This window comes from Pseudomonas sp. LBUM1660 (assembly GCF_059695935.1).
Window position 1 is genome coordinate 3,945,103 of the sequence record NZ_CP166795.1, and the last position, 26,540, is coordinate 3,971,642.

21 protein-coding genes are annotated in these 26,540 nt (G+C 58.7%); 7 read left to right on the top strand and 14 right to left on the bottom strand.

The annotated features are described in order from the left end of the window. Positions 1-140: 140 nt before the first annotated feature. A complete protein-coding gene (locus ACA068_RS18510; protein WP_497310627.1) occupies positions 141-449 on the bottom strand; it encodes a hypothetical protein in 309 nt (102 codons plus the stop codon). 262 nt (positions 450-711) lie between these two features. Here ACA068_RS18510 and ACA068_RS18515 point away from each other — a divergent pair, with 262 nt between their 5' ends. Beyond that, positions 712-2,172 (top strand): M15 family metallopeptidase, encoded by a 1,461-nt coding sequence (locus tag ACA068_RS18515; protein WP_497303822.1) that lies wholly within the window; start codon positions 712-714, stop codon positions 2,170-2,172. 113 nt (positions 2,173-2,285) lie between these two features. Here the strand turns inward: ACA068_RS18515 and ACA068_RS18520 are convergent, their stop codons facing one another. The 6 genes from ACA068_RS18520 to ACA068_RS18545 all read right to left on the bottom strand — a co-directional run bounded on the left by ACA068_RS18520 (position 2,286) and on the right by ACA068_RS18545 (position 10,401). Next, positions 2,286-2,744 (bottom strand): GNAT family N-acetyltransferase, encoded by a 459-nt coding sequence (locus tag ACA068_RS18520; protein WP_497303824.1) that lies wholly within the window; start codon positions 2,742-2,744, stop codon positions 2,286-2,288. Between the two features lie 20 nt (positions 2,745-2,764). After that, the gene (locus tag ACA068_RS18525) at positions 2,765-3,418 is read right to left on the bottom strand and encodes a peroxiredoxin (RefSeq protein WP_172790649.1); all 654 of its coding nucleotides are present in this window, start codon (positions 3,416-3,418) and stop codon (positions 2,765-2,767) included. A 159-nt stretch (positions 3,419-3,577) separates the two neighbouring features. Beyond that, positions 3,578-4,975, bottom strand: coding sequence for a purine-cytosine permease family protein (locus ACA068_RS18530; protein WP_497303826.1), 1,398 nt, complete (start codon positions 4,973-4,975; stop codon positions 3,578-3,580). Between the two features lie 188 nt (positions 4,976-5,163). Beyond that, on the bottom strand, positions 5,164-7,035 hold the full coding sequence (locus ACA068_RS18535) for an amidohydrolase (protein WP_497303828.1): 1,872 nt from the start codon (positions 7,033-7,035) through the stop codon (positions 5,164-5,166). 279 nt (positions 7,036-7,314) lie between these two features. Further along, positions 7,315-8,319 carry a helix-turn-helix transcriptional regulator gene (locus ACA068_RS18540; RefSeq protein WP_497303830.1) on the bottom strand — a complete coding sequence of 335 codons (1,005 nt, stop codon included), beginning with the start codon at positions 8,317-8,319 and terminating at the stop codon, positions 7,315-7,317. Positions 8,320-8,499: 180 nt separating this feature from the next. Beyond that, positions 8,500-10,401 carry a potassium transporter Kup gene (locus ACA068_RS18545; protein WP_497303832.1) on the bottom strand — a complete coding sequence of 634 codons (1,902 nt, stop codon included), beginning with the start codon at positions 10,399-10,401 and terminating at the stop codon, positions 8,500-8,502. A 359-nt stretch (positions 10,402-10,760) separates the two neighbouring features. Here ACA068_RS18545 and ACA068_RS18550 point away from each other — a divergent pair, with 359 nt between their 5' ends. The 4 genes from ACA068_RS18550 to ACA068_RS18565 all read left to right on the top strand — a co-directional run bounded on the left by ACA068_RS18550 (position 10,761) and on the right by ACA068_RS18565 (position 16,396). Beyond that, positions 10,761-12,134, top strand: a complete 1,374-nt coding sequence (locus ACA068_RS18550) for a glutamine synthetase family protein (RefSeq protein ID WP_497303834.1) — start codon at positions 10,761-10,763, stop codon at positions 12,132-12,134. A 7-nt stretch (positions 12,135-12,141) separates the two neighbouring features. Continuing rightward, entirely contained in the window at positions 12,142-13,533 is a 1,392-nt protein-coding gene (locus tag ACA068_RS18555) for an aldehyde dehydrogenase family protein (RefSeq protein WP_497303836.1), read from the top strand. A 3-nt stretch (positions 13,534-13,536) separates the two neighbouring features. Continuing rightward, positions 13,537-14,697, top strand: coding sequence for an iron-containing alcohol dehydrogenase (locus ACA068_RS18560; RefSeq protein ID WP_497303838.1), 1,161 nt, complete (start codon positions 13,537-13,539; stop codon positions 14,695-14,697). A gap of 133 nt (positions 14,698-14,830) precedes the next feature. After that, positions 14,831-16,396: an amino acid permease gene (locus ACA068_RS18565; protein ID WP_497303840.1), complete on the top strand. Its 1,566-nt coding sequence runs from the start codon at positions 14,831-14,833 to the stop codon at positions 16,394-16,396. Positions 16,397-16,572: 176 nt separating this feature from the next. Here ACA068_RS18565 and ACA068_RS18570 read toward each other — a convergent pair whose 3' ends face one another. Beyond that, positions 16,573-16,932, bottom strand: a complete 360-nt coding sequence (locus ACA068_RS18570) for a DUF6124 family protein (protein WP_497294676.1) — start codon at positions 16,930-16,932, stop codon at positions 16,573-16,575. Positions 16,933-17,572: 640 nt separating this feature from the next. Further along, the gene (locus ACA068_RS18575) at positions 17,573-19,003 is read right to left on the bottom strand and encodes an IS1182 family transposase (protein ID WP_497303579.1); all 1,431 of its coding nucleotides are present in this window, start codon (positions 19,001-19,003) and stop codon (positions 17,573-17,575) included. Positions 19,004-19,567: 564 nt separating this feature from the next. Between ACA068_RS18575 and ACA068_RS18580 the strand changes: the two genes are divergently transcribed. Further along, a complete protein-coding gene (locus ACA068_RS18580) occupies positions 19,568-20,092 on the top strand; it encodes a hypothetical protein (protein ID WP_497303842.1) in 525 nt (174 codons plus the stop codon). Positions 20,093-20,146: 54 nt separating this feature from the next. On the opposite strand, the gene ACA068_RS18585 is transcribed toward ACA068_RS18580, so the two are convergent. The 3 genes from ACA068_RS18585 to ACA068_RS18595 all read right to left on the bottom strand — a co-directional run bounded on the left by ACA068_RS18585 (position 20,147) and on the right by ACA068_RS18595 (position 23,106). Next, complete coding sequence (locus ACA068_RS18585) at positions 20,147-20,506, bottom strand: hypothetical protein (protein ID WP_497303844.1); 360 nt, start codon at positions 20,504-20,506, stop codon at positions 20,147-20,149. Positions 20,507-20,770: 264 nt separating this feature from the next. Further along, the gene (locus ACA068_RS18590; RefSeq protein WP_497303846.1) at positions 20,771-21,610 is read right to left on the bottom strand and encodes a nitrilase family protein; all 840 of its coding nucleotides are present in this window, start codon (positions 21,608-21,610) and stop codon (positions 20,771-20,773) included. Continuing rightward, positions 21,607-23,106: a purine-cytosine permease family protein gene (locus ACA068_RS18595; RefSeq protein WP_497303848.1), complete on the bottom strand. Its 1,500-nt coding sequence runs from the start codon at positions 23,104-23,106 to the stop codon at positions 21,607-21,609. Before ACA068_RS18595 ends, ACA068_RS18590 begins: the two co-directional genes overlap by 4 nt. A 148-nt stretch (positions 23,107-23,254) precedes the next feature. Here ACA068_RS18595 and ACA068_RS18600 point away from each other — a divergent pair, with 148 nt between their 5' ends. Continuing rightward, entirely contained in the window at positions 23,255-24,154 is a 900-nt protein-coding gene (locus tag ACA068_RS18600) for a LysR family transcriptional regulator (RefSeq protein ID WP_497303850.1), read from the top strand. On the opposite strand, the gene ACA068_RS18605 is transcribed toward ACA068_RS18600, so the two are convergent. Together ACA068_RS18605 and ggt are read right to left on the bottom strand one after the other, a co-directional pair. Beyond that, positions 24,151-24,684: a cysteine hydrolase family protein gene (locus tag ACA068_RS18605; protein ID WP_497303851.1), complete on the bottom strand. Its 534-nt coding sequence runs from the start codon at positions 24,682-24,684 to the stop codon at positions 24,151-24,153. The genes ACA068_RS18600 and ACA068_RS18605 overlap by 4 nt on opposite strands. A gap of 69 nt (positions 24,685-24,753) precedes the next feature. Next, a complete protein-coding gene (gene ggt / locus ACA068_RS18610) occupies positions 24,754-26,481 on the bottom strand; it encodes a gamma-glutamyltransferase (protein ID WP_497294693.1) in 1,728 nt (575 codons plus the stop codon). Positions 26,482-26,540: the final 59 nt, after the last annotated feature.

The following is a 26,540-nucleotide window of genomic DNA, read 5'->3' on the forward strand; positions in this document are numbered from 1 at the left end:
ATGCCGGGGGTTTGAATTGCTTTTTGTAGGAGCCAGGCTTGCCGGCGAAGGCGTATTCAAGATCGCTTTCGCCGGCAAGCCTGGCTCCTACACGTCCAGTTACTGCCTTGGCTCGGCATCAGGCTTGGGTCCTGTTTCTATCACTTGCGCGCCAATTTGTACCGCACGCACTCGTCATAAAAACTCTGCCGGACATCCGCCGGTTTGTAGCGCGACTTGCTGTCGTAGGTCTGCTCGGTGATGCCCATCGCCATCATGCGCATCCACGCCTTGCTGAATTTGTAGGCCTGTATCTTCTGCCGGGCGGCATACAGAGAGACCCCGGCCAGCTTGAGTTCCTGGGCCCTCGCCGCCGTGCCCGCCCCCCAGCTGCACATGTAGCGTTCATTGGACGCCAGCTCCCTGGCATGGGCAGAGGCTGCAACGCAGGCCAGGGCAAACGAGATCATCGTGACAAATACACTTCGCAATTGCATTCCGCCTAACCACCTGAAAGTGAAGTGATTTTGACGACAACCTGAACGCTTCGGGGCCAGCAAAATGCCTTTTTTGCGCCCCCCGCGACAGCATCGCGGGCGCCTTTGCGCTTTCGGTCGTGATGCCTGCGCCCAGACATGAATCAGCCAGACACCAGCCGTCATGGTTTAAGATCCGTTTGAAGTGTCCTCCGGACTCGACAACAACTTCATGCGCTTAAACCTGAAGGTTCGTATGCCCTCCTCGCAACTATTTCCGGTTCAATCCCACAGCCTGCCAGCCCGCTCGTGGCTGCGATCACTGCTGTTGCTGAGCGTCATCCTTCCAGGCTTCGCCAGTGCCGAGCCCAGACCCGAAAACATGGTCTACCTGCGCACGATTGATCCAACCATCGAGCAAGACATCCGCTACGCCAGCGCCCACAACTTCACCGGACACTCGCTCGACGGTTACGCCGCTGCCGAGTGCATGCTGTCGCTGGAGACTGCTCAGGCCCTCGCCCGGGTGCAACAGGCACTTAAAAAGCAAGGCTACGGTTTGAAGGTGTTCGACTGCTATCGCCCCAGCCGTGCGGTGGCCGATATGGGCCGTTTCGCGACTGAGCCGGGAGACCCGCTCAAAGCCGAGTTCTATCCGCGCGTGGACAAACAGGACTTCTGGCGCCTGGGTTATGTGGCGCGGGTGTCGAATCACTCCAGAGGCTCAACCGTGGACCTGACACTCATCGGTCCCAAGGCTCTACCCGCCGATACCTGGACACCCAAGGCCGCACAAGTCGATTGCACCGCGCCTTATGCCCAGCGCTGGCACGACGGCGCACTCGACATGGGCACCGGGTTCGATTGCTTCGATGAGCGCGCGCATACCGCCAACCCGACCATCAATGCAACAGCAAAAGAGAACCGTCAGCGACTCAGCAGCGCCATGGAGAAAGAGGGTTTTGCCGGTTACTCGAAAGAGTGGTGGCACTTCACTTTTGCTGGTGAGGGCGCGCCGAAGAACGTGATGGATTTTCCCATTACGCCGCTGAGTGCCAGCGAGGTGCTGGACACCAGCCACCAGCTGATTGTGGTCACCGCAAAAAACTGGGATGACATTCAGGGTATCGCCCAGCGCTATGAGCGTGTTGAAGGAAGCTTTCGAAAAGTCGGTGATGGGTTTGCGGTGGTGGTTGGCAAGAACGGAATGGCGTGGGGTAAGGGTTTGGGCAACGTTGAGTCAGTAGAAGGGCCGGTCAAACGTGAAGGCGATGGAAAAGCGCCTGCCGGGATCTTCAAACTCGGGACTGCGTTTGGTTACGACACGACAGCCGACACAAAACTGCCTTATCTCGCGCTGACATCGACCACTGAATGCGTGGATGACAGCAAATCCGAACGCTACAACGAACTGGTCGACGGCGCGGCGATCGCCAAGGACTGGAACAGCTCCGAGCAAATGCGCAAAGAGGTTGGGTATCGCAACGGGATCTTTATCGAGCACAACACGCCGGCGTCGCCGGGTTCAGGTTCGTGCATCTTTTTCCATATCTGGCGCGGGCCTGCCTCGCCTACGTTGGGGTGTACGGCGATGGATCAGGCGGATATTTCGCGGTTGTTCGAGTGGCTGGATCCTCGTGAATCTCCGGCGTTGGTGCAGATGCCTGAGGGGGAATATGAGCAATGGCGCGAGCGGTGGAAGTTGCCGCTGCGTTGATGTAACAGGTGAATCGAATGCTGGATAACCACGTTCAAGCGGGGTAAGCGCGGGGCCTTGTAGCAGCTGCCGAGACGTTGGTGTTGCTGATAAGGGTGTTCGCCAGGCCTTGGTCAGCCCTGCTTCAAATCGAGGCAGTAGGTGTAGTAACCCGGGTCGCGCACGTAACCCAACGACTCATACAACCGCTGAGCGCCGAAATTATCCGTGGCGGTTTCCAACACCATGCCCTTGGCGCCAGTCGACAGCGCAAAAGCTCGGGCAGCGTTCATCAGCATCCTCCCCACGCCTTGCCCCCGGGCCTCGGGGGTGGTGAACAGGTCGCTGAGCAACCAGGTGCGGTGGGCGTCGATGGAGGAAAACGTTGGGTACAGCTGGACGAATCCCAGCGCATCACCGGTGACGTCCGATGCGAAAAAAATGACGGATTCATCCCGGGCAATGCGTTCGGCGATGAAGTCCCGGGACTGTTGGAGGTTCGAGGGCTGGCCGTAGAAGCCTCGATAAGCGTCAAAGAGATTGGCGATTGTGTCGATGTGCGTTGCCTCGACGCGCAAGACTTGGACGGCCATGCCTGGAGTCTCCGTATGGATTACTTAGGTTGCGCCACCGTGCGCAAATAAGGTTTCACCGTCTTGAAACCCTCCGGGTATTTCTTCTTCGCGTCTTCATCGGAGACGGAAGTCGGAATGATCACGTCCTCGCCCGGACGCCAGTTCACCGGCGTGGCAACGGTGTGCTTGGCGTTCAGTTGCAGCGCATCGAGCAGACGCAATACCTCATCAAAGTTGCGCCCGGCACTCATCGGGTAGATGAGCATCGCCTTGACCTTTTTGTCCGGCCCGATGATGAACACGGAACGCACCGTGGCGTTGTCCACGGCCGTGCGTGCGCCGCCGCTGGCATTCGGATGGATCATGTCGTAGAGCTTGGCCACCACCAGGTTTTCGTCGCCGATCATGGGGTAGTTGACCGCATGCCCCTGGGTTTCTTCGATGTCTTTGGCCCAGCTCGCATGATTACTGACGGGGTCGACGCTGAGCCCCACGACCTTGGTGTTGCGTTTGTCGAACTCTGGCTTGAGCCCAGCCATATAACCGAGTTCAGTGGTGCACACCGGGGTGAAGTCCTTGGGGTGCGAGAACAGGATCGCCCACTTGTCGCCGATCCACTCATGGAAATGCAGCGTGCCTTCGGTGCTTTCGACGGTAAAGTCCGGTGCTTCGTCGCCAATGCGGATGGTCATATCGTTCTCCTGATTGTGAGTGCGTAGGGAAGCCGTCGGAACGCGAGTCGCTGTTCCAACGGCATTCGGGATCTGTGTTGAACCGGTCAACGCGCATCAGTATAGGAGACGCTTCAAGACCTGCCGGTGACCGGCGCATTCACTTTGTAAGTCGGTGATTCAGGCCTTTGAATGCTGCTCAGGCAACACCGCCAGCGCTGATGTTCTCGCCAGCAGGTAGTAGAAAATGCCCGGCACCACCAGCCCCACGATCCAGGAAATATCAACACCGCCGAGCTGCGCGACCATCGGCCCGGAATAGAAATGCGTGTCGACGAAAGGCAACTGGATCAACACACCGACGACATACACGCTGATCCCGCGCACGTTCCAGCGACCATAACGGCCCGCCGGATCGGACAGCGCCGCAATGTCATAGCGCTCTTTGTTGATGAAGTAGTAATCCACCAGGTTGATCGCGCTCCACGGCGTGAAGAAGGTCAGCAGAAACAGGATGAAGTACTTGAACGAGTTCAGAAACGAGTACTGCCCGAGCAGCGCCAACGTGGTGGACGCCGCGACAATCAGCAGCACAAACACCATGCGCTGGCGGGCGGTGATCTCGAGACGGCTGCGAAAGCCACTGATGATCGTGGCCACGCACATGAAGCTGCCATAAGCGTTGAGCGTCGATACCGTGACCTTGCCGAACACCACGCTCAAATACAGCAGCGAGGCCATCACCCCGGTACTGCCCAGGCCAACGATGGTCGCCACTTCATGACCGCGAAAATTCGCGCCGGCCAATGCGGCGGCGAACACGCCCAGCACCATGGAAGCCTGCGCGCCGAGCACGGTGCCCAGGCCCACGGCAGCAAAGGTCTTCCAGGACGAGGTTTTGCTCGGCAAGTAGCGTGAGTAGTCGGCCACATAAGGGCCAAAGGCGATTTGCCAGGACGCAGACAGCGACACGGCCAGCAGGAACGTGCTCCAGCCGAAATGACGGTTTTCCAGCAACAAGCCGATATCGTTGAGCGTCATCAGCCGGGTAAACAGGTAGGCGAAGGCAATGATGCCCAGCACGCTGGCCACCCGTCCGACCAAGTGGATGACCCGATAGCCGAAGATCGTCAGAAACGCGATGCAGGCGGCGAAAATCAGGATGCCGGCGCTGTCGCTGACATGGATCAACTGGGCAATGGCCTGCCCCGACAGTACCGCGCCGGTCGCGCTGAAGCCGAGGTACATCAGGCACACCAGGACAATCGGAATGGCCGCCCCATAAACCCCGAACTGCACACGACTGGAGATCATCTGCGGCAGCCCGAGTTTCGGCCCTTGGGCGGCGTGCAAGGCAACGACCGCACCGCCGAGCACCTGGCCGATCAGCAAGCCGATGAGTGACCAGAACACGTCACCGCCCAGCACCACGGCGAGCGCGCCGGTGACGATGGCCGTGATCTGCAGGTTGGCGCCGAGCCACAGGGTGAACTGGCTGTAGAGGCTGCCATGACGCTCGGCCTCGGGGATGAAATCGATCGAACGGGTCTCGATCAGGGGACTTCGTTGTTGGGTCATTACAGTGTTCTCTTGTTATTGGTAGACGCCAATGGCCAGCGGTTAAAGGCGATCCCTGTGGGAGCGGGCTTGCTCGCGAAGGCGGTTGCATATTCAACATTGATGCAAGCTGACCCACCGCTTTCGCGAGCAAGCCCGCTCCCACCTGGACTGCGTTTACCTGTCTGACATTGGGGCTGACGGTATTTCTATTTTTGTTGTTCAGCATTCAATGCAGCGACTTGAGCCGGCCGCTGTTCAAGACCCACAAACGGCGCCTTCGCCCACACGACCTTGCCGCCGACCATTGTCAGCAGCACGTTATTGCGAGCCAGTTCTTCCTCAGGCACCTGCATGAAGTTCTTGTCGAGGACGATCAGGTCAGCGAACTTGCCCACTTCGATCGAGCCGACCACCGCGTCCAGTTTCAGCTGCTCGGCGGCGTTGAGGGTGATGGTGCGCAGCACCTCCGTGCGCGACAGCGCCGGGTCGGCATTCAGCCGGCCAGCGTACTTGGGGCCGTAGCTGTGGGGGTTTTGCGGGTCGCCTGAGCGGGTGACGCCGATCTTCAGCGCCAGGAACTCGTCGAGCGGATCGACGGGCCAGTCGCTGCCATACGCCACGCGCCCGCCAGCACGGGCGATGCTGCCCGAGGGTTCCATGCGGGCGAACCGCTGGGTACCCAGGTGGTCGCTGGTGCCGTCGATTGTGGACGGTGCCTGCTGGGCCCATTGGAAAGACATGTTGGCGGTCACGTCGAGCGCCTTGAAGCGTGAATAGTCGGCAGGGTCGACGGACTCGTTGTGAGTGATGGCCGGGCGAAAACCATTGCCGGGCAATTGCTGGCGCACGTATTCGATGCCGTTCAGTGAGTCACGCACTGCACGGTCCCCGGTGGCGTGAAGGTGCGGGTCGAGGCCGGCCTGCACGGCTTGCAACAGCAGCGGCTTGAGCACTTGCGGCGGGAAGTACAGCTCACCGACGTTGGTGCCAGGTGCCCACTTCGGCGCCTTTTCGGTGCCGGCATTGCGCAAATACGGCGTCAGCATGGCCCCCGTATCTGCCGGCGCATTGATGATGCCGTCCATGAACAATTTGACGTGGCGCATGCTCACGCCCGGCGCGGGCTTGGCTTCACCCTGGTCGTAAGTCGTGGCCAATGCCTTGGCGTCGGCGATGGTTTTTGTCGGGTCTGCCGCGGCGGCGGCCGGGTCCAGTTTGATCGCCAGCAAGGCCCGGGCGGTCAGCTCGCCCGACTGCTGCAGGCTAGTGAACGCTTTGCCATTTTCGGGCCCGGACAAGGCATCGAAGAAACTGGTGATGCCTTGTTGGCGCATGGCGTCGAGCGCCGCGCGGGTCTGGTTGAGTTTTTCGGCGTCGGTGGCGGGCGGCACCACGGCGGCCATGGCTTCGGCTGCACCATCTTCGCAGATACCGGTCGGGTTGCCGGCGCTGTCGCGCACGTATTTGCCATCGCTCGGATTGGCTGTGTGCTTGTTGATGCCGGCCACTGCCAGGCCGCGGGAGTTGGTCAGCACGGTATGGAAGTCGGTGGAACGGACCTGGATCGGACGCTGGGTCCTGAGCGCGTCCAGCGTCGATTTGTCCGGGTCGCCGTCGAGTCCGTCCATGCCCATGCGATCCCAGCTGCCCACTTCGAGCCAGACATCGGGGCCTTTGTCCTTGTCGGCGTCCAGGCACGCTTGAATGGTTTCCTGGAACACCTTGCGCGTCATTGTCTGGTATTTCAGGTCGCACAAGGTCATCGCGCGGCCGCCGTCCCCCGGGTGCATGTGCGCATCAATGAAGCCCGGCATCAGCATGCGCCCGGCCAGATCGATCAGTTGGGTCTGCTTGCCGATGTACGAGGCAACCCCTTCGTCGCTGCCGACATAGACGATCTTCCCGCCCGTCACGGCAATCGCCTGCTGCACGGAGTTCTGGCCATCGACGGTGTAGATGTAGCCGTTGCGCATCACCCTGTCGGCAGGCGTCGAGCCCTGGGTCTGACACCCCACCAGCACCATGGAAGAAAGTGTCGTAGTGGTCGCAATCGCAATAAACAGCCTGGAAAATTTCAACTGCCTCACCTCTGTTTTTATAGTTTTGGAAGTGGCCCGGGCAGACTGCCGTGCAAGCCCCTGATCTGCAGGGCATACCCTATAGAGCGCGGCCGCCTGCGGGACCTCCACAAATGAGGAGGGGCAACACAAATAGCCCTGCCACAATTGCCTCTTGTAGGAGCGAGCCTGCTCGCGATGGCGGTTTATCAGGCAACATTGATGTCGACTGACACGCCCTCATCGCGAGCAGGCTCACTCCTACAGGGGATGAGCATTGAGTTGGAGAGATTTGTGGAGTTAATCGCGGCGCGTTGCGTCCCGCAGGACAGACCCTAGCTCCACCTTGCTTTTCACGCCAAGCTGCAAGTAGCAGTTGCGCAGATAGGTGCGCACTGTCGCCGGGCTCAAGGTCAGGATCTTTGCAATTTCTTTATAGGAATGACCGGCGGCAAACAGCATCGCCGCCGTCCGCTCCCGTGGCGCGAGCACTGCCGCGCGTGACTGCGCTTCGAGCGAGAGAATCACATGCTCCGCGTTCGGACTCAGTGTCAGCGCACAACGACCCAGACGCATCACGCATGGCGCCTTTTGCAGTTGCGCAATCACCTCGGCCGGCAGCATCGAACCGTTCCACCCGGGCAACTCGCGCTGAATGGCGGCGCACAGGCTTGCGCCCACATACAGCAGACTGCCGTCCATGCGCGCCACGCCGAAGTCGGTCGCACCGTTGCCGGTGTCGATGCGAATCATGTCTTGCACCTGAAACCGCCACAACTGCAACAGGTGGTCGCAGAAGGCCGAAAACAATGCGGCCTCGCTGTCGTTGTACGCCGCAGCATCAATGCCACGGTAGAGACAAACGAAGAACATCAAACCGCTTTCGGGCAACTCGAAGGTAATGCACATCGGGTGGTAGAGGTCGTGGCGCCGAGCGAAAGCGTCCACCGTTTCATCGGGGTCGGTGAACCCGCTGTCGCGCACGACCGCACCGGGTTGACTCAAAGTGTCATGGGAGAATTTGTCGCGGCCCGCACTTTTGTGCCATTCGGCGGCAAACGATTCGGGCAGATTGATGCGCCCGTGCATCCAGCTTTTAGGGGGCGCGTTGACGGCTGACGCGGACATCTCGCCCCACCACGCTGACGCAAAGGGCACCAGTAGTCGAAACGCTTGCAGGCCTTCTGCAATGAACTGGGATGAGCCACGCTCTCGAGCAAGCCGACCAAGGTGCAGCACGCAAAGATTGAATGCCTTTAGCGTTGCCATTGCCGAATTGGCAACGACCTCATCACCCTCCTCCATCGTCTTTGATCCTGTTCGCTGTGCGACGTATTTTTTCGACGATGCCATAGGCCGGGTAATAGCGTCCAGCGAGCTGCTCAGGTTGTACAGTTGCGTGCCAATGGTCAGCTCATTCAGCACCTCAAGACACTCACAGAAACTCTGTGAGTGAGCTGACCACGTTCGCTTCCTTGTTTGTCCTTACATCTCCACCTGAGTCCCCAGTTCAATCACCCTGTTTAGCGGCAATCTGAAATATTTCAGGTTGCTGTTGGCGTTTTTCAGCAGGAACGCGAACAGACTTTCTCGCCAGCGCGCCATACCAATGCGCTTGGTAGGGATCACCGTCTCCCGACTGAGGAAATAGGTCGTGCGCATCGGGCTGAAATCCAGCTCATTCAAGTGACAAAGACTCAAGGCCATCGGTACATCGGGCTCCTCCATGAAACCGAAGTGCAGACTGACCCGGAAGAACCCTTCGCCATAGGCTTCAACCTCAAAGCGTCGATCAGCACTTACCCGAGGGCTGTCTTCGGACACCACGGTTAGAAGTACCACCTGCTCGTGCAAAACCTGGTTATGCAGCAGATTGTGCAGTAGCGCATGCGGAACCGCATCGGCCCTGGCCGTCAGAAAAACCGCCGTACCCTGCACCCGATGCGGCGGCTGTGAACGAATGCTGCTGATGAACAACGGCAGAGGCAGCGCGGTCTCGTCCAACCGCTCGACGATGATTTTTCGCCCGCGCTTCCAGGTGGTCATCAAGATGAACAGGCCAATGCCGGCGATCACCGGAAACGCACCGCCCTGAAAAATCTTCGGCGCGTTGGCGGCGAAGTACAGACCGTCTACCAGCAAAAATCCGAGCAGCATCGGGATGGCCAGCCAGCGCGGCGTTTTCCAGAGGAGCAGGACGACCGCCGAAGACAGAATGGTGGTGATCAACATGGTGCCCGTCACAGCGACCCCATAGGCAGCGGCCAAGGCACTGGACGACTCGAAGCCGATCACCAGCAGCACAACACCGACCATCAACGCCCAGTTAACCGTGCCGATGTAAATTTGCCCCTGCTCCTGGCTCGAAGTGTGCTGGATGAACATGCGAGGGACGTACCCTAACTGGATGGCCTGGCGCGTCAGGGAAAAAGCACCAGAGATCACGGCTTGAGACGCGATGATGGTTGCCAGCGTGGAGAGCGCGACCATCGGCAGCAGTGCCCAGCTCGGCGCGAGCAGATAGAACGGATTGCGCACAGCCTCCGGGTTCTCCAGGATCAGCGCACCCTGGCCAAAATAATTGAGTACCAACCCTGGCAACACCAGAATGAACCAGGCACGGGAAATCGGTTTGCGACCAAAGTGGCCCATGTCGGCATACAGCGCCTCAGCACCGGTCAGTGCCAACACCACAGCGCCCAAAATCGCTACACCCATGCCAGGATGAACCACGAAAAATTGCACGGCCCAAGCGGGGTTAAGCGCTTGCAGGACTTCGGGGCGCTGCAAAATACCGTAGACACCGAGTGCACCCAACACCACAAACCACAGCACCATGACAGGGCCGAACAGAATGCCTATTCGAGCCGTGCCATGTTTCTGTATCAAGAACAGCGCCACCAACACGACCACTGACAAGGGCACGACCCAGTGCTCTATCCCGTCAAACGCCAGCTGAAGCCCTTCAACCGCAGAGAGCACCGAGATGGCCGGGGTGATCATGCTGTCCCCGTAAAAAAGTGCCGCACCGAACAGGCCGAGCAACACCAGGACCTTGCTCATGTGCGGATAAGGTGCGGCCGCACGACGGGCTAAGGCCGTCAACGCCATGATGCCGCCTTCCCCCTGGTTGTTGGCACGCAGGATGAACAGTACGTATTTGATCGAGACGACCCAGATCAGCGACCAAAAGATCAACGACAGAATGCCTAGCACGCCGTCGTGGTTTACCTGGACGCCGTAGTGGCCGGAAAATACTTCTTTCAGCGTGTAGAGGGGGCTAGTGCCAATGTCCCCGTAAACCACCCCGACAGCGGCGACGAGCAAGCCCACTCCAGAGGTTTTGGATGGGGAGTCTTCGTGTGCAACGGTTGCTGTCTCACTCAAGGGTCGCTTCTCTCAAATTGCGGGGAGGAAGTGCATCCCATCCTTGGGCAATACAGTTTGTCAGGGCCATTGGATAAGCAAGGCACATGGACGATCGAAAAAATCGCGCCCAGTATCGTTGCGGGCAAAAACACCGATCGTAAAGAAAGCGTAAAAATTTTTACGGCAGCCAGGTAATCCGGGGGCTGCAGTTCGAGACGTCGGTACGTGCGCGAGAAAACTTGCGTTCAGCAACCGTAAGCTAAGCTTAGAGCAGCTTATTGCACACGATGCTCGCGTCTGCAGGTTTTGGGTTGTTCTGGAGAGCGTCTGCAACAGCTATTTCAGACAGGCCCAACCTATTCACGCAGGACTACGTGATGACCGAGCCCCTCCTCAGTTTTGATCAACTCAAGCGTGCTGCCGCCTCCGGCGAGATCGATACCGTGCTTGTGTGCATGGTCGACATGCAAGGCCGACTGGTCGGCAAGCGATTCCAGGTCGAGTTTTTCATCGACAGCGGCCATGAAGAAACCCACTGCTGCAATTACCTGCTGGCCGACGATATCGACATGGAACCCGTGCCGGGTTACGCCGCCGCCAGCTGGAGCAAAGGCTACGGCGACTTTGTTCTCAAGCCTGATATGTCGACCTTGCGACGGGTGCCCTGGCTGGAATGTACAGCGCTGGTGCTGTGTGATGTGCTTGATCATCACCATCGACGCGACCTGCCGCACAGCCCGCGGGCGATCCTGAAAAAGCAGATCGAGCGACTGCGCGAACGCGGCTACACCGGCATGTTCGCCTCGGAGCTTGAGTTCTATCTGTTCGATGAAAGCTACGAGGCCATCCACGAGCGCAACTACCACAAGCCAAAAACCGCCGGCCACTACATCGAGGATTACAACATCCTGCAGACCACCCGCGAAGAGCCGGTGCTGCGGGCGATTCGCAAGCATCTGCAAGCCTCCGGCATTCCCGTGGAAAACTCCAAGGGTGAATGGGGGCCGGGGCAGGAAGAGATCAACATTCGTTACGCCGATGCGCTGACCATGGCCGACCACCACGTCATCATCAAGCACGCCTGCAAAGAGATCGCGCAGCTGCAAGGCAAGGCGATCACATTCATGGCCAAGTGGCGTTATGACGCCGCCGGTTCCAGCAGCCACATCCACAATTCGTTGTGGGACAAAAACGGCAAAAAACCGCTGTTCTTCGACGCCAAGGCCGAGTTCGGCATGTCGAAACTGATGCGCGCGTGGGTGGCCGGGCAGCTTAAATATGCCAACGACATCACCTGCTTTCTCGCGCCCTATATCAATTCTTACAAGCGTTTCCAGGCCGGCACGTTTGCGCCGACGCGGGCGGTGTGGAGTCGCGACAATCGCACCGCTGGCTTTCGTTTGTGCGCAGAAAGCAGCAAATCCATCCGCATCGAATGCCGCATCGGCGGCGCCGACCTCAACCCTTATCTGGCCTTTGCCGCGTTGATCGCTGCGGGGCTGGCCGGTATCGACGAGAAGCTCACCCTTACGCCGCCCTTTGAAGGCGATGCCTACGTCGATGAACACTTGCCGGAAGTGTCGAAGACCCTGCGCGCAGCCTGCGCCGCACTCCAGGGTTCAACGATGTTGCGCGAAGCGTTCGGTGATGAAGTGATCGACCACTACGTGCACACCGCCGAATGGGAGCAGAAAGAGTACGACCGCCGCATCACCGACTGGGAATTGCAGCGCGGCTTCGAGCGCTATTGAGACGATCATGACTTCGATGATTCAACTCATCTCACCAGTCGATGGCCGGGTCTATGCCGAACGTCACTGCGCCGATACTGCACAGATCAATCAGGCGCTGGCGGCTGCCGCAACGGCCCAGGCGCAATGGAAACGCCGACCGCTGAACGAGCGCGCCGATTTTTGCAGCGCCGCCGTGGCCGCGATGTTGGCCATGAAGGCTGAAATCGTCCCGGAACTGGCCTGGCAGATGGGTCGCCCGGTGCGCTTTGGCGCGGGCGAACTGCGCGGCTTCGAAGAGCGCGCCCGGCACATGATCGCCATTGCACCTGAAGCGTTGGCAGCCATCGAACCCACGCCTGTCGACGGTTTTCGACGGCATATCAAACGTGAGCCACTCGGTACGGTGCTAGTCGTCGCACCCTGGAATTACCCCTATCTGACGGCAGTGAACACGATCATTCCGGCGCTGATGGCCGGCAACAGCGTCATCCTCAAACACGCCTCGCAAACGCTGCTGGTGGGTGAGCGGTTCGCCGAAGCGTTCCGCCGCGCCAATCTGCCCGAAGGACTGCTCCATAACCTGTTGCTCAATCATGACCAGACCGCCGCGATCATCGCCTCCGGCCGCGTGCACCAGGTGAACTTCACCGGTTCGGTCGACGCCGGCAAGGCCATGGAAACCGCCGCCACAGGACACTTCATCGGCCTGGGCCTGGAACTCGGCGGCAAAGACCCGGCCTACGTCCGCGCAGATGCCAACCTCGACCACGCGGTGGAAAACCTGGTAGACGGCAGCTTCTTCAACGCCGGGCAAAGCTGCTGCGCCATCGAGCGCATCTATGTCGATGAAAAAATCTACCCGGCGTTTGTCGAGCGTTTCGTCGCACTGACGAATCAATACGTGCTGGGCGATCCACTGGATGAAGCCACCACCCTCGGTCCGATGGTGAATCCGGGCGCCGCTGAATTCGTACGCGGCCAAATCGCCGAAGCGCTGGCAAAAGGCGCAAAGGCACTGATCGATCCGAAGGCCTTTCCCGCCGACGCACCGGGCAGCGCCTACCTCGCGCCGCAGGTGCTGGTCGACGTCAACCATCAGATGTCGGTGATGCACGAAGAAAGCTTTGGTCCCGTGGTCGGCATCATGCCGGTGGCCGGCGATGACCAAGCCATTGCCTTGATGAACGACAGCGAGTTCGGGCTCAGCGCGTCCATCTGGACCCAGGACCTCGCCGCCGCCGAACACTTGGGTAACCAGATCGACACCGGCACCGTGTTCATGAACCGCTGCGATTACCTCGACCCGGCCCTGGCCTGGACCGGCGTGAAGAACAGCGGTCGCGGCGTGACGCTGTCGCGCCTGGGTTACGAACATCTGACCCGAGCAAAATCCTTCCATTTGCGCCACGAGATCTGAGCCATGAGCCTGACCGGGAACTGGAACTACCCCACGAGCATTCGCTTCGGTGTCGGCCGCATCAGCGAGTTGGCCGAGGTCTGTCGCAGCCAGGGTATCCAGCGACCGTTGCTGGTCACCGACAGCGGCTTGGGGCGCGCGCCGATCACCACGGCGGCGCTGGATTCCTTGCGTGCTGCCGGCCTTGGCGTCGAGCTGTTTTGCGACCTCAAGCCCAACCCGGTCGAAGCCAACCTGGCGGGCGGGCTCGATGCCTGGCGCGCCGGCAAACACGATGGTGTGGTCGCCTTCGGCGGTGGCAGCGGCCTGGACATGGGCAAGCTCATCGCCTTCATGAGCGGCCAGACCCGGCCGGTCTGGGATTTCGAAGACATCGGCGACTACTGGACACGCGCCGACGCCAGCCAAATCGCCCCGGTCATCGCGGTACCGACGACAGCGGGCACCGGTTCGGAAGTCGGCCGTGCGGCGGTAATCATCGATGAGCGCACCCACACCAAACGCATCATCTTCCACCCGAAAATGATGCCGCGCGTGGTCATCAGCGACCCGGCCCTGACCGTCGGCATGCCGGCCAAAGTCACCGCTGGAACCGGCATGGATGCCTTGGCGCATTGCCTGGAAGCCTACTGCGCGCCTGGTTTTCACCCGCTGGCCGACGGCATCGCGGTGGAAGGCATACGCCTGGTGGCCAGCGCGCTGGTGCGGGCCGTCCACACCCCGTCCGACCTCGACGCGCGCGCGCAAATGCTCGCCGCCGCCGCGATGGGCGCTACCGCATTCCAGAAAGGCCTGGGCGGGATGCACGCCCTCTCGCATCCAGTCGGCGCGCTGTACGACACCCATCACGGCATGACCAACGCCACCTTCATGCCCTACGTATTGCAATTCAATCGCCCGGCCATCGAAGAGCGCATCACACGCCTGGCGGCTTATCTGCGCCTGCCCTCGCCCGGTTTCGACAGTTTTCTGGCCTTCATCCTGAAGCTCCGCAAAGACATCGGCGTGCCGCACACGCTGGTCGAGTTGGGGGTGGATGAGCAACAGGCTGACCTTATTGCGGACATGGCCATTGTCGACCCTTCTGCCGTTGGCAACCCGCTGCCATTGACCCGGGAAGGCGCGGCAAACATTTTCGCGGCGGCGTATCACGGCCGTATCTAGAGCAATTGCCTGTCCAGACATAGGGCATGGACAGGGTGTACCAGTTGGAAAAGGAGCAGTACGACAAGGGGTTGAAAGCCAGCCCATCCGGGATCCGGATGGATGCGTATCAAAACCTGAAGGGGCACACAACATGAAGCCAGCAAGCCAAGCCGGCACCAACGCGTCGCACGACGATGACGTCAAGGTGCTGCACAGCATGGGCTATGCCCAGCAACTCTCGCGACGAATGGGCGTTTTCTCCAACTTTGCCATCTCCTTTTCGATCATCTGCATCCTCTCGGGTGGCATCAACTCACTCGCCCAAGGCACCTCGGGCGCGGGCGGCGCGGCCATCGGCATCGGCTGGCCCATTGGCTGCCTGATGTCCGGGGTTTTCGCCATGGCCATGGCGCAGATTTCCTCAGCCTACCCCACCGCTGGCGGCCTCTATCATTGGGGTTCGATTCTCGGTAACCGCTTCACCGGCTGGCTGACGGCCTGGTTCAACCTGTTGGGGCTGGTGACCGTGCTCGGCGCGATCAACGTCGGCACTTACTACTTCTTTTTCGGCGCCTTCGGACCGGCACTGGGCATGGAAGACACCATCCCGACACGGATGTTTTTCCTGGCGATGCTGACCGGTTTACAAGCCTTGTGTAACCACCTGGGCATTGGCCTGACCGCGAAGCTCACCGACTTCTCCGGTTACCTGATCTTCGCCACGGCGCTGGTGCTGACCATCGTCTGCCTGATCTCGGCGCCCAGCTATGAATTCGCCCGGTTGTGGACCTTTGGCAACTACTCCGGCGAAGCGGGCGGCAGCGTCTGGCCGCAGGTCTCGAACGGCTGGATCTTCATGCTCGGCCTGCTCTTGCCGATCTACACCATCACCGGCTATGACGCCTCCGCACACACCTCGGAAGAGACCCGCAATGCTGCCCTGTCCGTGCCGCGTGGCATGGTCATGTCGGTGGTCTGGTCGTTGCTGTTCGGCTGGGTCATGCTCTGCTCGTTTGTCCTGATGCTGCCAAGCATGGACGAAGCGGCGAAGCATGGCTGGACCGTGTTTTTCTGGGCGATGGACACGCAAGTGAACCCGACGGTAAAAACGGCGCTGTACGTGGCCATTTTCATCTCGCAATTCCTCTGCGGACTGGCGACCGTGACCTCGGTCTCACGCATGATCTTCGCCTTCTCCCGTGACGGCGGCCTGCCCTTCTCCAGAGCGTTGGCCTCAGTCTCACCGACCCTGCGCAGCCCGGTGGCCGCAATCTGGACCGGCGCCACCCTCGCGGTGTTATTCGTCTGGGGATCGTCGGTGATCTCGGTCGGTGAAACGCCGGTCTACACCATCGTGGTCTCCTGCACGGTGATCTTCCTGTTCTTCTCCTTCATCATCCCTATCGTGCTGGGTCTGTTTACCTACGGGACGTCGAAGTGGCCGACCATGGGGCCGTGGAACATGGGGCGCTTCTGGTTCACCGTGTTCGCCCTCCTCTCGATCCTGTCGATGGTGATCATCTTCGTCATCGGCATCCAGCCACCGAACGATTGGGCGCTGTACATCACCATCGGTTTTCTGGTGCTGACGGCCATCGTCTGGTTCGGTTTTGAAGCCCGACGTTTCCAGGGACCGCCGATAGGCGACGTGATCATCAGGCGTCAGGCTGAAATTGCTGCAGCGGAAGAGGCGCTAAACAAACGCGCCGGAGGCTGACCCAGCGCCATAAAAAAACGGGACGCCAAGCGTCCCGTTCTTGTGAAAACAAATAGCACAAACAACAAACAACCTGTGGCGAGGGAGCTCGCTCCCGCTGGCCTGCGCAGCAGGCCCATCTTTTGGGGCCGCTTCGCTGCCCAACGGGAGCAAGCTCCCTCGCCACATGACAGCGGTTAAACAGAAGGCTCAACCTTATCCAACACCCGATTCGCCGCAACCTCCGCCACCATGATGCTGTTTGAAATGCCCAGCAAGGCATAACGCGACTCACCCTCCAAATGATCCACCAACTGATGGACCATCACATCGACCGACGCCAGCGTCTCGACCAAAAAAACCGCCAGAGTTTCGGCCGTGGCTTCTGGGTCCACGGTAAACAGCTTGCTGGATGTACGCGGGGTGGCTTTGATATCGGCGTTTGATGGGAAGTGAAAATCGAGGGCGCGTTCGGCGGCGTCGTTGAGTTTTTTTGAATCGGGTTCGTAGGGGGAAACTGGATCGGTGTCTGGTGGGTTTGGTGTGGCCTTAAACATATTTCTGTCTCCATATGGAGCCATCACCGAACGCTGCTAAACGTAAGGTGGCAGCTGTGTGCAGGTTAGCAGACCGGCGGAGACGAAATCCGGCGCGCCCGAGGGCGCCCTGCGCACAGCTACCATAAAGTGCAGGCATGAAATGACCCGACTGTCTGGATGCAGATACGCTTCGTCACGACGGGCTGCTAAACCCGATCACTGAAGGGCAGTGACACGAACCAAGTTACCGAGCGGCCCAAAAGCGCACAAGCAGGCGGATTCTGGTGCAGTCGTAGGCAACGGCGCAAGGTTTTGTAGCTTTCAGGACGTAACGTTCAGGGTGTTTAAACATGCGCCCTCAAGAGTTGTTGAAAAAGCTGATGCGCGTTTCCTACAGGCGGTGAAAGCTTCGAAAAAACTCAGGAAGCCATTGCCGTATTTACAAGATGACCGTCGCAAGTGTGATAGCAACGTGGTCTCTTGAATCAGTCTGCTATCGGCCCAGAGTGTGTAAAAACGCGCCGATGCACTGTCGGCGCGCAGCGCTGACGGTTGTTAGCTGAGTAATTGCTCACAACAAGTCCTGCGGATCATCACGAGGGTCTGGGAGCCCCTAGCGCCGCTTCTACCTTGCTGGGTGGCCAAAATACAGACCTCTTCAGGCCGACAGCGCCTTCATTAAACCGCTGGTACCGAGAATTTTCATGACTCGTTTCAAGTTGTAGGCGAGGACGTTCAAGCTCATCTCCGCACTTACTCCGTTCAGCTTTCGTGTCAGGAAATGTGTGGCGCCCATCCATTGTTTGAGTGTCCCGAAGGGATGCTCGACCGTACGCTTGCGGACTCGCATCATGTCCGGCGCGTTGCTCAGCCTGTTCTGCATTTCCTCCAATACGGCTTCATGCTCCCATCGCCGAACTCGCCGATGCTTGCTCGGTGTGCACTTCGATTTCAGCGCGCATCCCTGGCAATTAGAACTCCAGTAACGGTGCAACTTCAGGCCTTTTTCAACGCTGGAAAAGCGCCAGATCAACGCCTCTCCAGCGGGACAAATGTATTCGTTTTTTGCCGCGTCATAGATGAAGGCATCGTTATTGAAACGCCCGTCAGCCTTGGCTCCAGAGGTCATCGGCTTGGGCACATAGGCGGTGATGCCTGCATCGTGACAAGCTAGGATTTGTTCGCTTTTGAAGTAACCTCGGTCAGCCACTACCGACAACGTATCTGACGCCATCGCCTCGCGGGCCTGCTTGGCCATCGAGCTGAGTAGATCGCGGTCGGAACCGACGTTGGTCACCTCATGCGCAACGATCAAATGGTGCTGGGTATCGACTGCTGTCTGCACGTTGTAACCGACGATTCCAGTGCCGCGCGTCATCATGGAACGGGCGTCTGGATCGGTCAGTGAGACCTGTTTATCCGGTGATTCGTTGAGCTGAGTTTCAATGACCTGCAACTCTTTCATCTGAGCTTTGAGCTTGTCGATTTTCTCTTGCAGACGAGCAGCCTTGGGCTGAGCGACCGAGGGTTCTTGCCGATCGGTTTCGTCGAGCGTAGTCAGGTACCGACTGATACTTGATTCAATTTCTTCCATCCGCCGTTTCAGCTTGGCGCTGGTGAAATTGCGGTCGCGGTTATTGACGGCCTTGAATTTACTGCCGTCGATGGCGACCAGATTTTCTTCGAACAGTCCTAGCTGCTGACAGAGCACCACGAACTGGCGGCAGACACCTCGGATGGCCTTGCTGTTGTCTTTTCGGAAGTTGGCGATGGTCTTGAAATCGGGCATCAAACGCCCGGTCAGCCACATCAGCTCGACGTTGCGTTGGGCTTCTCGTTCAAGACGCCGGCTCGATGGAATGCGGTTCAGATAGCCGTAGATGTAGATCTTTAGCAGGACCGAGGGATGGTAAGCCGGCCGGCCTGTATCAGCAGGTAAGGCGCCCTCGAAACCTAGTTTGACCAGGTCCAGTTCGTCGACAAAGATGTCGACTACGCGCACCGGATTGGCATCCGTGACGTAATCGTCGAGGCTCGCGGGAAGGAAGGTTTCTTGGCCTCGATGTTCACCTTGGATAAAGCGCTTCATGGGCGATCCCTGCGATGAAATCCTCAGAAATCATAGCAGGGCTAAGAGCGGTGCTCTGTTCAGATATTGATGCGTTTTTCAACCGCCTGTAGTTGCCTTACCGGGTCCCAACCACTCGGCGACGCTTGAGCTTTGCTCCACCAAAGCATTCCTTTAGAGATCCATAATTTCCGCAAATCAGCATGAGCAGATGTTGCGTCATCATAGCCAAACTGCGTACCGCAGGACGGGCACATGCCAAACGAAGAGCAGTCAACCTCATCGTATGGAGGCTCTTCAAGCCCGGGGTATCCACAAACCGGACAAAGATATGAAACGTTGCTTGCAATCATCCAACCCCCAGATTTCTAGCCTCTAGCCCACGTTGTCGGCGTACCTGCTGATTTCCGGAATCTTATACTGAATCTGAGCAACTGATGTCTGACCTGGGCTGAGTAGGAAAAAACACTAGAGTGGAAGCCACTAACAAGGGTTTTGACACACTCTGGGCCAAAAGCAGACGTTCAAAGACCAACCCGGCTAGAATCTGCGACTTCTTCTCACTAGCTAAAGAGGTACTGCTCAGTGTTTAACCGCTATGTAGCCTCCCGCGAGAGGATGACCCAGGACTTGGGCAATGCGCGTTTGCTGCTGGGTCAGCGACTTTCCGTGTTATTGCATGACCAGTACTACTTTAACGATGAGAAGTGTCCGGAAGACATAGGATCGTTAGTATGGCGGTGTGGCGAACATCAGACCGTTTCGATGTACTTGTTAGCTGATGGGGAAAGTGTCGGGGCTGATCTATCAGATCTGGAAACCCCCGCGCCCTTCGAGCTTGACGCAGCTAGCACCTGTTCGTGGCGTAGAGAGAATCTGCTTTCCGGCTTATCCGCCCTCTCTCTTGAAGGAAAGATCATCACTGAGGTTCAAGGAGTCGTCGACAAAAGATGGGACAGGGAGGCTCGGCTTGTAGCCTTCAAAATCACCTTCGAGACCGGCGACTACCTGATCTATCTGAACCAGGGTGACGATGCAGTCATGCTTATCAACGAACCGCCCGAGAGTGTGACGGGTATCGAAACCAGCTTGGTGACTTCGCTGGGATGACAGCTTTGGGTCGATTACTGTCTGTCGTGACAGGCTAAAAACGCGTTCTTCCGGCTACCACACCAAGATCGGAAATATATCCCGCCGCGTACTCACGACATAAGACTCCAATCCATTCTTCTCAGGAAAGATTTTCAAGATCATTTCCGTACTGAAAGTGATGGTGAAAGCTCCAAAATTATCAATTGAAAAACCTTCTACATCGAGGTTTAGAAAGTCGAAAAGTAAAGGGCTGGTGGCAACGTCTTCGCCATGCCCCCACCTGCATACCCTATTGATATCACAAACGAATGGGCACTGAATTAACACGCTTGCCATATCACCAAAAAGCAGGATCTGCGAACCGATTCCGACAGTTACACCTGTTAGCGCGGAAGGAATCATTTCGGCCAAATCTGAATCATCTATCATCATGCCGTGCTCTTTTCATACAGGTGGTTATTGAAGAAACATAGACCTGAATCGGCTCTAATTTGCTACGCCGATAATAACTCCATTTGTTAGGGCTGCCATCCAGGCTGACCGTCCGATTCTGGCGGAAGCGGCTCGGGCTAACGTCTGCTTCTGGCCGTTTTCTGTCCTTCGTAACAGGCAGAAAATCGGCCAGAAGCAGTTTGGCGGTCAGGCAGCCCCCCCAACCACGGCATCTAGTAACCGAAACAGAATCGACCTACCGCTTCACTCCTCAACACATCCATACAACCCCAACCGCCGATCCCGATGCAAATCATTACGCGCACTAATCCGCTTATTCCGCGCCTCAGCGAGGTTAAGTGTCGCCAGCAAAATCTGCTCTCCCCCCTGCTCCGCCGGCCCAGCCAACGGGTAACCATCCGCATCAACAATCACCGAACCCTGCACCCAACCAACCCCACGTTCATGCCCATGCCGATCACACGCGGCAATGAACATCCGGTTCACCGACGCATTGGCCTGAACCCGCACTACCTCGGCCGGGCGCTCGGTTGGCGGCCTCGGCCCATCGGGCCAATTGACCGGTGCGCAGAGCAAATCAGCGCCGGCCAACGCGGGCAGGCGCACCCATTCCGGAAACTCCAGGTCGTAGCAAATCAGCATGCCGATCCGTCCATGGACCGTTTCGACCACCGGCGGCGCGTCGTTGCCGGGGCTGAAGATTTCGCTCTCGGCGTCCCACAGGTGCGCCTTGCGATACACGGCGCGAAGGCCCTGGGCATCGATCATCGCCGCGCTGTTGGCCAGTTCATCGCCTTGCAGTCGCTCGCAGAATCCGCCCACTACAACGACGTTCAATTCCTTCGCCAACGCCGTCCACAGGCGCAGGGTTGGCCCGTCGGTTGTTTCGGACAAGGACAACGCTTCGTCACGATCAGCAAACAGATAGCCGCTCTGGACCAGTTCGGGCAGCACCACCACTTGGGCGCCTTGCAACGCCGCCGAGCGAATCGCCCGTTCTGTCAGGGTCCGGTTGTAAGCGAGGTCGCCTATTTTCGGTGCCACCTGGCAGCAGGCGACCACGGTATTTTTCACGCTGTTCAACGGCCCTCCTCCACTGGTTGATGAGCCATGGCAACCATGTCGCTCTCGGTGATCGACTCGATGATTCGGCGTTCGTATTCAAGGTCGATCGAACGGCTGAGGAGGTAGTACGTCAGGCCTGAAACCAACAGGCCCACCAGCCAGGCGATGTCCACGCCTTCGAGCATGCGTGCCAGCGGGCCGACGAACACCTCTTTGCCGGCAGCGGCATCGAAGATGTAGAAGAACGGCACCATCGCCGCAAAACCGATCAGGTACGAGACGATCCCTCGGAATTGCCAGGCGCCATAGATGCCCCTCGGCGTGAAGAAATGCGGGATCGCGTAACGCCCTTTGCGCACGAAGAAGTAGTCGACCAGATTGACTGCGGTCCAGGGCACGAGGAAGTACAACAGCAGCACGAGGAAGGTGTTCAACAGCGCGATGCCATCGCCTTTGATCGAGAGCACGCAGGTCAACAGGATGATGCTGATCGCGGAGATCGACATGACCCGGGCGCGGGGTGTCGGCGTGATCTTTTTGATCGAGTCGACGCCCGTCAACAAGGTCAGCATGGCGCTGTAGGTGTTGAGCGCGATAATCGGCAGAAAACCCGCCACCGAGACGATGACCAACACGTTGCCCAGGCCTGGAATCATCGAAGAACCGACCTGATTGAGCGCCACCAGCGCATCCGCCACTTTCAACTGCTGCGCGAGCCAGGCGCCGAGGCCGATCATCCAGCCGCCCGACAACGATGCGCCGATGAAGATGGCGGCGATCAGTTTTGGCCGGCTGGTGTTTTTCGGCAGGTAACGGGAATAGTCGGAGACATAGGGCGCGTAGGAGATGTTGTAGCTCGCCCCGATGGCAAACAGCGTGGCGAACGCAACCCAACTGAAGCCCAGATCGGTCGCTGGAGTGACGCCCTCCTGGCCGGCGCCGAACATCAGGGCGATGGTGACCAGCGCATACAGTGGCAAGGTCGCCAGCAACGCCCATTTGAAGGCTTTGTGCATCAAGTCGTGGCCGTAGATCGACAGCAGCGCGCCGATCAGCACCACGGCGATGGCGACAATGGTCGGGTCGACGCCGAAGACGTGTTCGAGGCCGTTCATGATCAGCGAGATGTTCACCACGTTGAAGCCGACGAACACAAACATCGTCGCCATCAAGGCCAGGATCACTCCGCGATACCCGAACTGGGCACGGGACTGGATCATTTGCGGGAGGCCCATTTCGGGACCTTGCGAGCCGTGGAAGGCCATGAAGATCGTGCCGAACATGATCCCGAGCGCACCGGCCACCATGGTCCACAGCGCCGACAAGCCGAGGCTTGGGCCGACAAAACCGATGGAGATGGTGAAGAAGTGGAAGTTGCCCAAGAACCAGAAAGGGCCCTGGCTGCTGAGTTTGGCGTGACGTTCGTTTTCCGGGATGTAATCGATCGAGTGGCCTTCGATGGCCAACCCGCCACTTGCCTCGAGGGCGTGCGCAGAATGAGGGGACCCTGACATACGATTGTTCCTATGCAGTTGATTGTTGTTTTTATGGGCAAAGCGCCGGTTTCATTGCAATGTAGGGCGTTGATCAGGGCTATAAAATATCGCAGGCACACTGTTTACATAGATCCGCGTCTATGTGAGTGAACATTGAGGGACACCCATGCTGGGCACTGTATCGGAACTGGATCTGCGCTTGATCCGGGTCTTCTTGACCGTCGTTGAAGCGGGCGGCATCTCGGCCGCGCAAACTGCGCTCAACACCACGCAACCCACCATCAGTGCGCAACTGGCGACGCTGGAAGCGCGGGTGGGTTTTCGTCTGTGCGAGCGAGGTCGGGGTGGATTTTCGGTGACGCCCAAGGGCGGCCAGTTTGTCGAAGCGGCCCGCCGATTGCTGGCGGCGGCCGAAGGTTTCCGGGTTGAGGTTCAGCACATCAACCGTAAAGTGTCGGGCAACATCAATATTGGTTTGCTCGGTCAGATCGACCCTGTTGCCAACAAGAAAATCGCCCTGGCCATTGTGCGTTTAAGGGCCCGGCATGAAGGCTTGTATTTCCAGTTCACGGAACTGTCGTCGTCGCTGCTGGAAGAGAAAATCATCAACAGCCATATCGATCTGGCGATCGGTTATTTCTGGCACCGCTTGCCCAACATCGATTACTTCCCCTTGTTCCAGGAAACCCAGATCGCCTACTGCGCCCCGGCTCACCCCCTGTTCGAGCACGTGGGCGAGCTGACCCGGGATGACGTCCGCGATTACGACTGGGTATGGCCCAGCCACCCCTTGCCGGAAATGCCCGCGCCCACCTCGATCGAACGCCTGACTGTGCTCACGGACAGCATGGACGGCGCGGCGCTGCTCATTCTGTCGGGGCAGCATTTGGGCTTTTTGCCGCAGCACTATGCGGCGAAGCATGAACAGCTGGGGCAGTTGCATCCGCTGAACCCTGAACTGCTGCGTTATGAGGTCGGCTTTCATGCGGCGGTTCGGCATTCAGCGCGGCAGCGGGATTTGGTGAGTGCGTTCCTGAGCGAGCTGATCGATATTTTCGGTACTTAGATGTGTATTTTGCTGGCCGGGATAACGTCGATCCGTGCCACAGGCCCCGTCAAGTGCGCCAGGTCTGCGTTGTGCTCGGCGATGATGTCTTCAGCGGCGAGATTGCCGTTGTCGACGGTGGAATGCGCGTCGGCGGCGAGCACCACGTCATAGCCCAGGTTCAGGGCCTGGCGGACGGTGGCGTTGACGCAATAGTCGGTTTGCAGGCCGCAGATGATCAGGCGGTCAGTGCCCAAATCTTGCAACTGGGATTGCAAATGGGTCTGGTAGAACGAGTCTCGCGTGGTTTTTCGCACGCGAAGGTCTTGCGGCGAAGTCTTCAGGCTTTCGGCCAGTTGCCAGCCTTCAGAACCATGTTGCAGCATGGCGCCCTTTTCTTCGTGCTGGATGAGGATCACCGGGATACTGGCATCTCGGGCTCTGGCACTGAGACCGTTGATGTTCTCGATGACGCGTTTGATGTCAAAGCATTCGTACTCGCCAGCGCACAGAGCGTGCTGGACGTCGATGATCAGCAGTGCAGTCGGCATGATTCCTTCCTTGAGAAGTCGGTGGGCCAGGGGACAGAAAATAGATCTGTCCCCTTTGAAAAACAACCCTCAATAACCGAGCGACAACCCGGTATTACGACGTGGGTCGTTCGCACCATAGAAGCGGTTCTTGCCCACCGGTTTGCCTTCCAGCGAAGGCGCGCCCACGAGGATCGCCGCCACATGGTTGGCATCCTGCGGCCCGGCAAACTTGTGGCCCCAGCTTTCAAGCATCTTCACCGTGTCCGGACTGGTGGTGAAGGTCTCCAGGTTGGTCTCTTCCGGCAGCCATTGCTGGTGGAAACGCGGTGCATCGACCGCTTCCTGGATGTTCATGCCGTAGTCGATCACGTTGAGCATGGTCAGCAAGGTGGCGGTGATGATGCGACTGCCGCCCGGGGTGCCGACGACCATGACCACTTTGCCGTCTTTGGTGACGATGGTCGGGCTCATGGACGACAGCGGTGCCTTGCCGGGCGCGATGGCGTTGGCTTCACCTTGCACCAGGCCGTACATGTTGGGCACACCGATTTTCGAGGTGAAGTCGTCCATTTCGTCGTTGAGGATGACCCCGGTTTTGCTGGCCATTACACCGGCGCCGAACCAGTCGTTGAGGGTGTAGGTCACCGACACCGCGTTGCCCCATTTATCGACGATGGAGTAATGCGTGGTGTTGCTGCCTTCATGGGGCGCTACGCCGGGTTTGAGTTCGCTCGAGATGGCGGCCTTCTTCGGATCAATCGCGGCACGGATTTTAGTCGCGTAGTTTTTATCCAGCAGGTGGGCGATCGGATTTTTTACGAAGTCCGGGTCGCCGAGGTAGCTGTTGCGGTCCACATAGGCGTGGCGCATCGCTTCGATCTGGTAATGCATACCCTGGGCCGAGTGGTAGCCCAGGTCTTTCATCGGGTAGCCTTCGAGGATGTTCATGATCTCGCAGATCACCACACCACCGGAGCTGGGCGGCGGTGCCGACACCACGTGATAGCCACGGTAGTCGCACTCGATCGGCGCCAGTTCACGGGTCTTGTATTTGTCGAGGTCGGCCTGGGTGATGATGCCCTTGTTGGCCTGGCTGGAGGTGACGATGGCGTCGGCCACCCAACCTTTGTAGAAACCGTCTTCACCCTTCTCGGAAATTTCCCGCAGGGTTTTGGCCAGATCCTTTTGCACCAATTTTTGCCCGACCTGCATCGGCTCGCCATTGCTCAGGAAGATCGAGCCGGAATCCTTGATGTCCTTCTTGAAGACGTCGGTGGCGTATTCCAGCAATTCGACATCGCCCTGCTCCAGCACAAAACCGTCTTCGGCAAGTTTGATCGCCGGGGCGATCACTTCCTTGCGGGGCTTGGTCCCGTATTTCTTCAGCGCCAGTTCCATGCCGGACACAGTACCGGGCACACCAACCGCCAAGTGACCACGGGTGCTCAGGTCCGGCACGACGTTGCCCTCTTTGTCGAGGTACATGTCTGCTGTCGCGGCCAGCGGCGCTTTTTCGCGAAAATCGAGGAAGGTCTTGCGCCCATCCGCCAGTTGAACGGTCATGAATCCACCGCCCCCCAGGTTACCCGCAGCGGGATAAACCACCGCCAGCGCATAACCCACGGCGACAGCGGCATCGACGGCGTTGCCACCGTTCTTGAGCACATCGACGCCCACATGGGAGGCCAGATGCTGGGCCGTGACGACCATGCCGTTTTCGGCCGCGACCGGGGCCACGGAGGCAGCGTAAGCACTGAGGCAGCTGAGCGCCAATGAGGTCGCAATCAGCGATTTGGCAAAAGGTTCGAACTTCATGAGTCGGTCTCTTTTTGTTTTTAGGCTCTGTTTAAAAACGGAGAAAACGCTTCAAAGCA

Excerpts from the sequence above, each read along its gene's own strand:
- ACA068_RS18540 (WP_497303830.1), bottom strand. The coding sequence starts at position 8,319 with ATGGAGGAGGGTGATGAGGTCGTTGCCAATTCGGCAATGGCAACGCTA.
- ACA068_RS18565 (WP_497303840.1), top strand. The coding sequence starts at position 14,831 with ATGAAGCCAGCAAGCCAAGCCGGCACCAACGCGTCGCACGACGATGAC.
- ACA068_RS18520 (WP_497303824.1), bottom strand. The coding sequence starts at position 2,744 with ATGGCCGTCCAAGTCTTGCGCGTCGAGGCAACGCACATCGACACAATC.
- ACA068_RS18605 (WP_497303851.1), bottom strand. The coding sequence starts at position 24,684 with ATGCCGACTGCACTGCTGATCATCGACGTCCAGCACGCTCTGTGCGCT.
- ACA068_RS18530 (WP_497303826.1), bottom strand. The coding sequence starts at position 4,975 with ATGACCCAACAACGAAGTCCCCTGATCGAGACCCGTTCGATCGATTTC.
- ACA068_RS18585 (WP_497303844.1), bottom strand. The coding sequence starts at position 20,506 with ATGATGATAGATGATTCAGATTTGGCCGAAATGATTCCTTCCGCGCTA.
- ACA068_RS18560 (WP_497303838.1), top strand. The coding sequence starts at position 13,537 with ATGAGCCTGACCGGGAACTGGAACTACCCCACGAGCATTCGCTTCGGT.
- ACA068_RS18570 (WP_497294676.1), bottom strand. The coding sequence starts at position 16,932 with ATGTTTAAGGCCACACCAAACCCACCAGACACCGATCCAGTTTCCCCC.
- ACA068_RS18550 (WP_497303834.1), top strand. The coding sequence starts at position 10,761 with ATGACCGAGCCCCTCCTCAGTTTTGATCAACTCAAGCGTGCTGCCGCC.
- ACA068_RS18595 (WP_497303848.1), bottom strand. The coding sequence starts at position 23,106 with ATGTCAGGGTCCCCTCATTCTGCGCACGCCCTCGAGGCAAGTGGCGGG.
- ggt (WP_497294693.1), bottom strand. The coding sequence starts at position 26,481 with ATGAAGTTCGAACCTTTTGCCAAATCGCTGATTGCGACCTCATTGGCG.
- ACA068_RS18555 (WP_497303836.1), top strand. The coding sequence starts at position 12,142 with ATGACTTCGATGATTCAACTCATCTCACCAGTCGATGGCCGGGTCTAT.
- ACA068_RS18600 (WP_497303850.1), top strand. The coding sequence starts at position 23,255 with ATGCTGGGCACTGTATCGGAACTGGATCTGCGCTTGATCCGGGTCTTC.
- ACA068_RS18510 (WP_497310627.1), bottom strand. The coding sequence starts at position 449 with ATGATCTCGTTTGCCCTGGCCTGCGTTGCAGCCTCTGCCCATGCCAGG.
- ACA068_RS18525 (WP_172790649.1), bottom strand. The coding sequence starts at position 3,418 with ATGACCATCCGCATTGGCGACGAAGCACCGGACTTTACCGTCGAAAGC.
- ACA068_RS18575 (WP_497303579.1), bottom strand. The coding sequence starts at position 19,003 with ATGAAGCGCTTTATCCAAGGTGAACATCGAGGCCAAGAAACCTTCCTT.
- ACA068_RS18515 (WP_497303822.1), top strand. The coding sequence starts at position 712 with ATGCCCTCCTCGCAACTATTTCCGGTTCAATCCCACAGCCTGCCAGCC.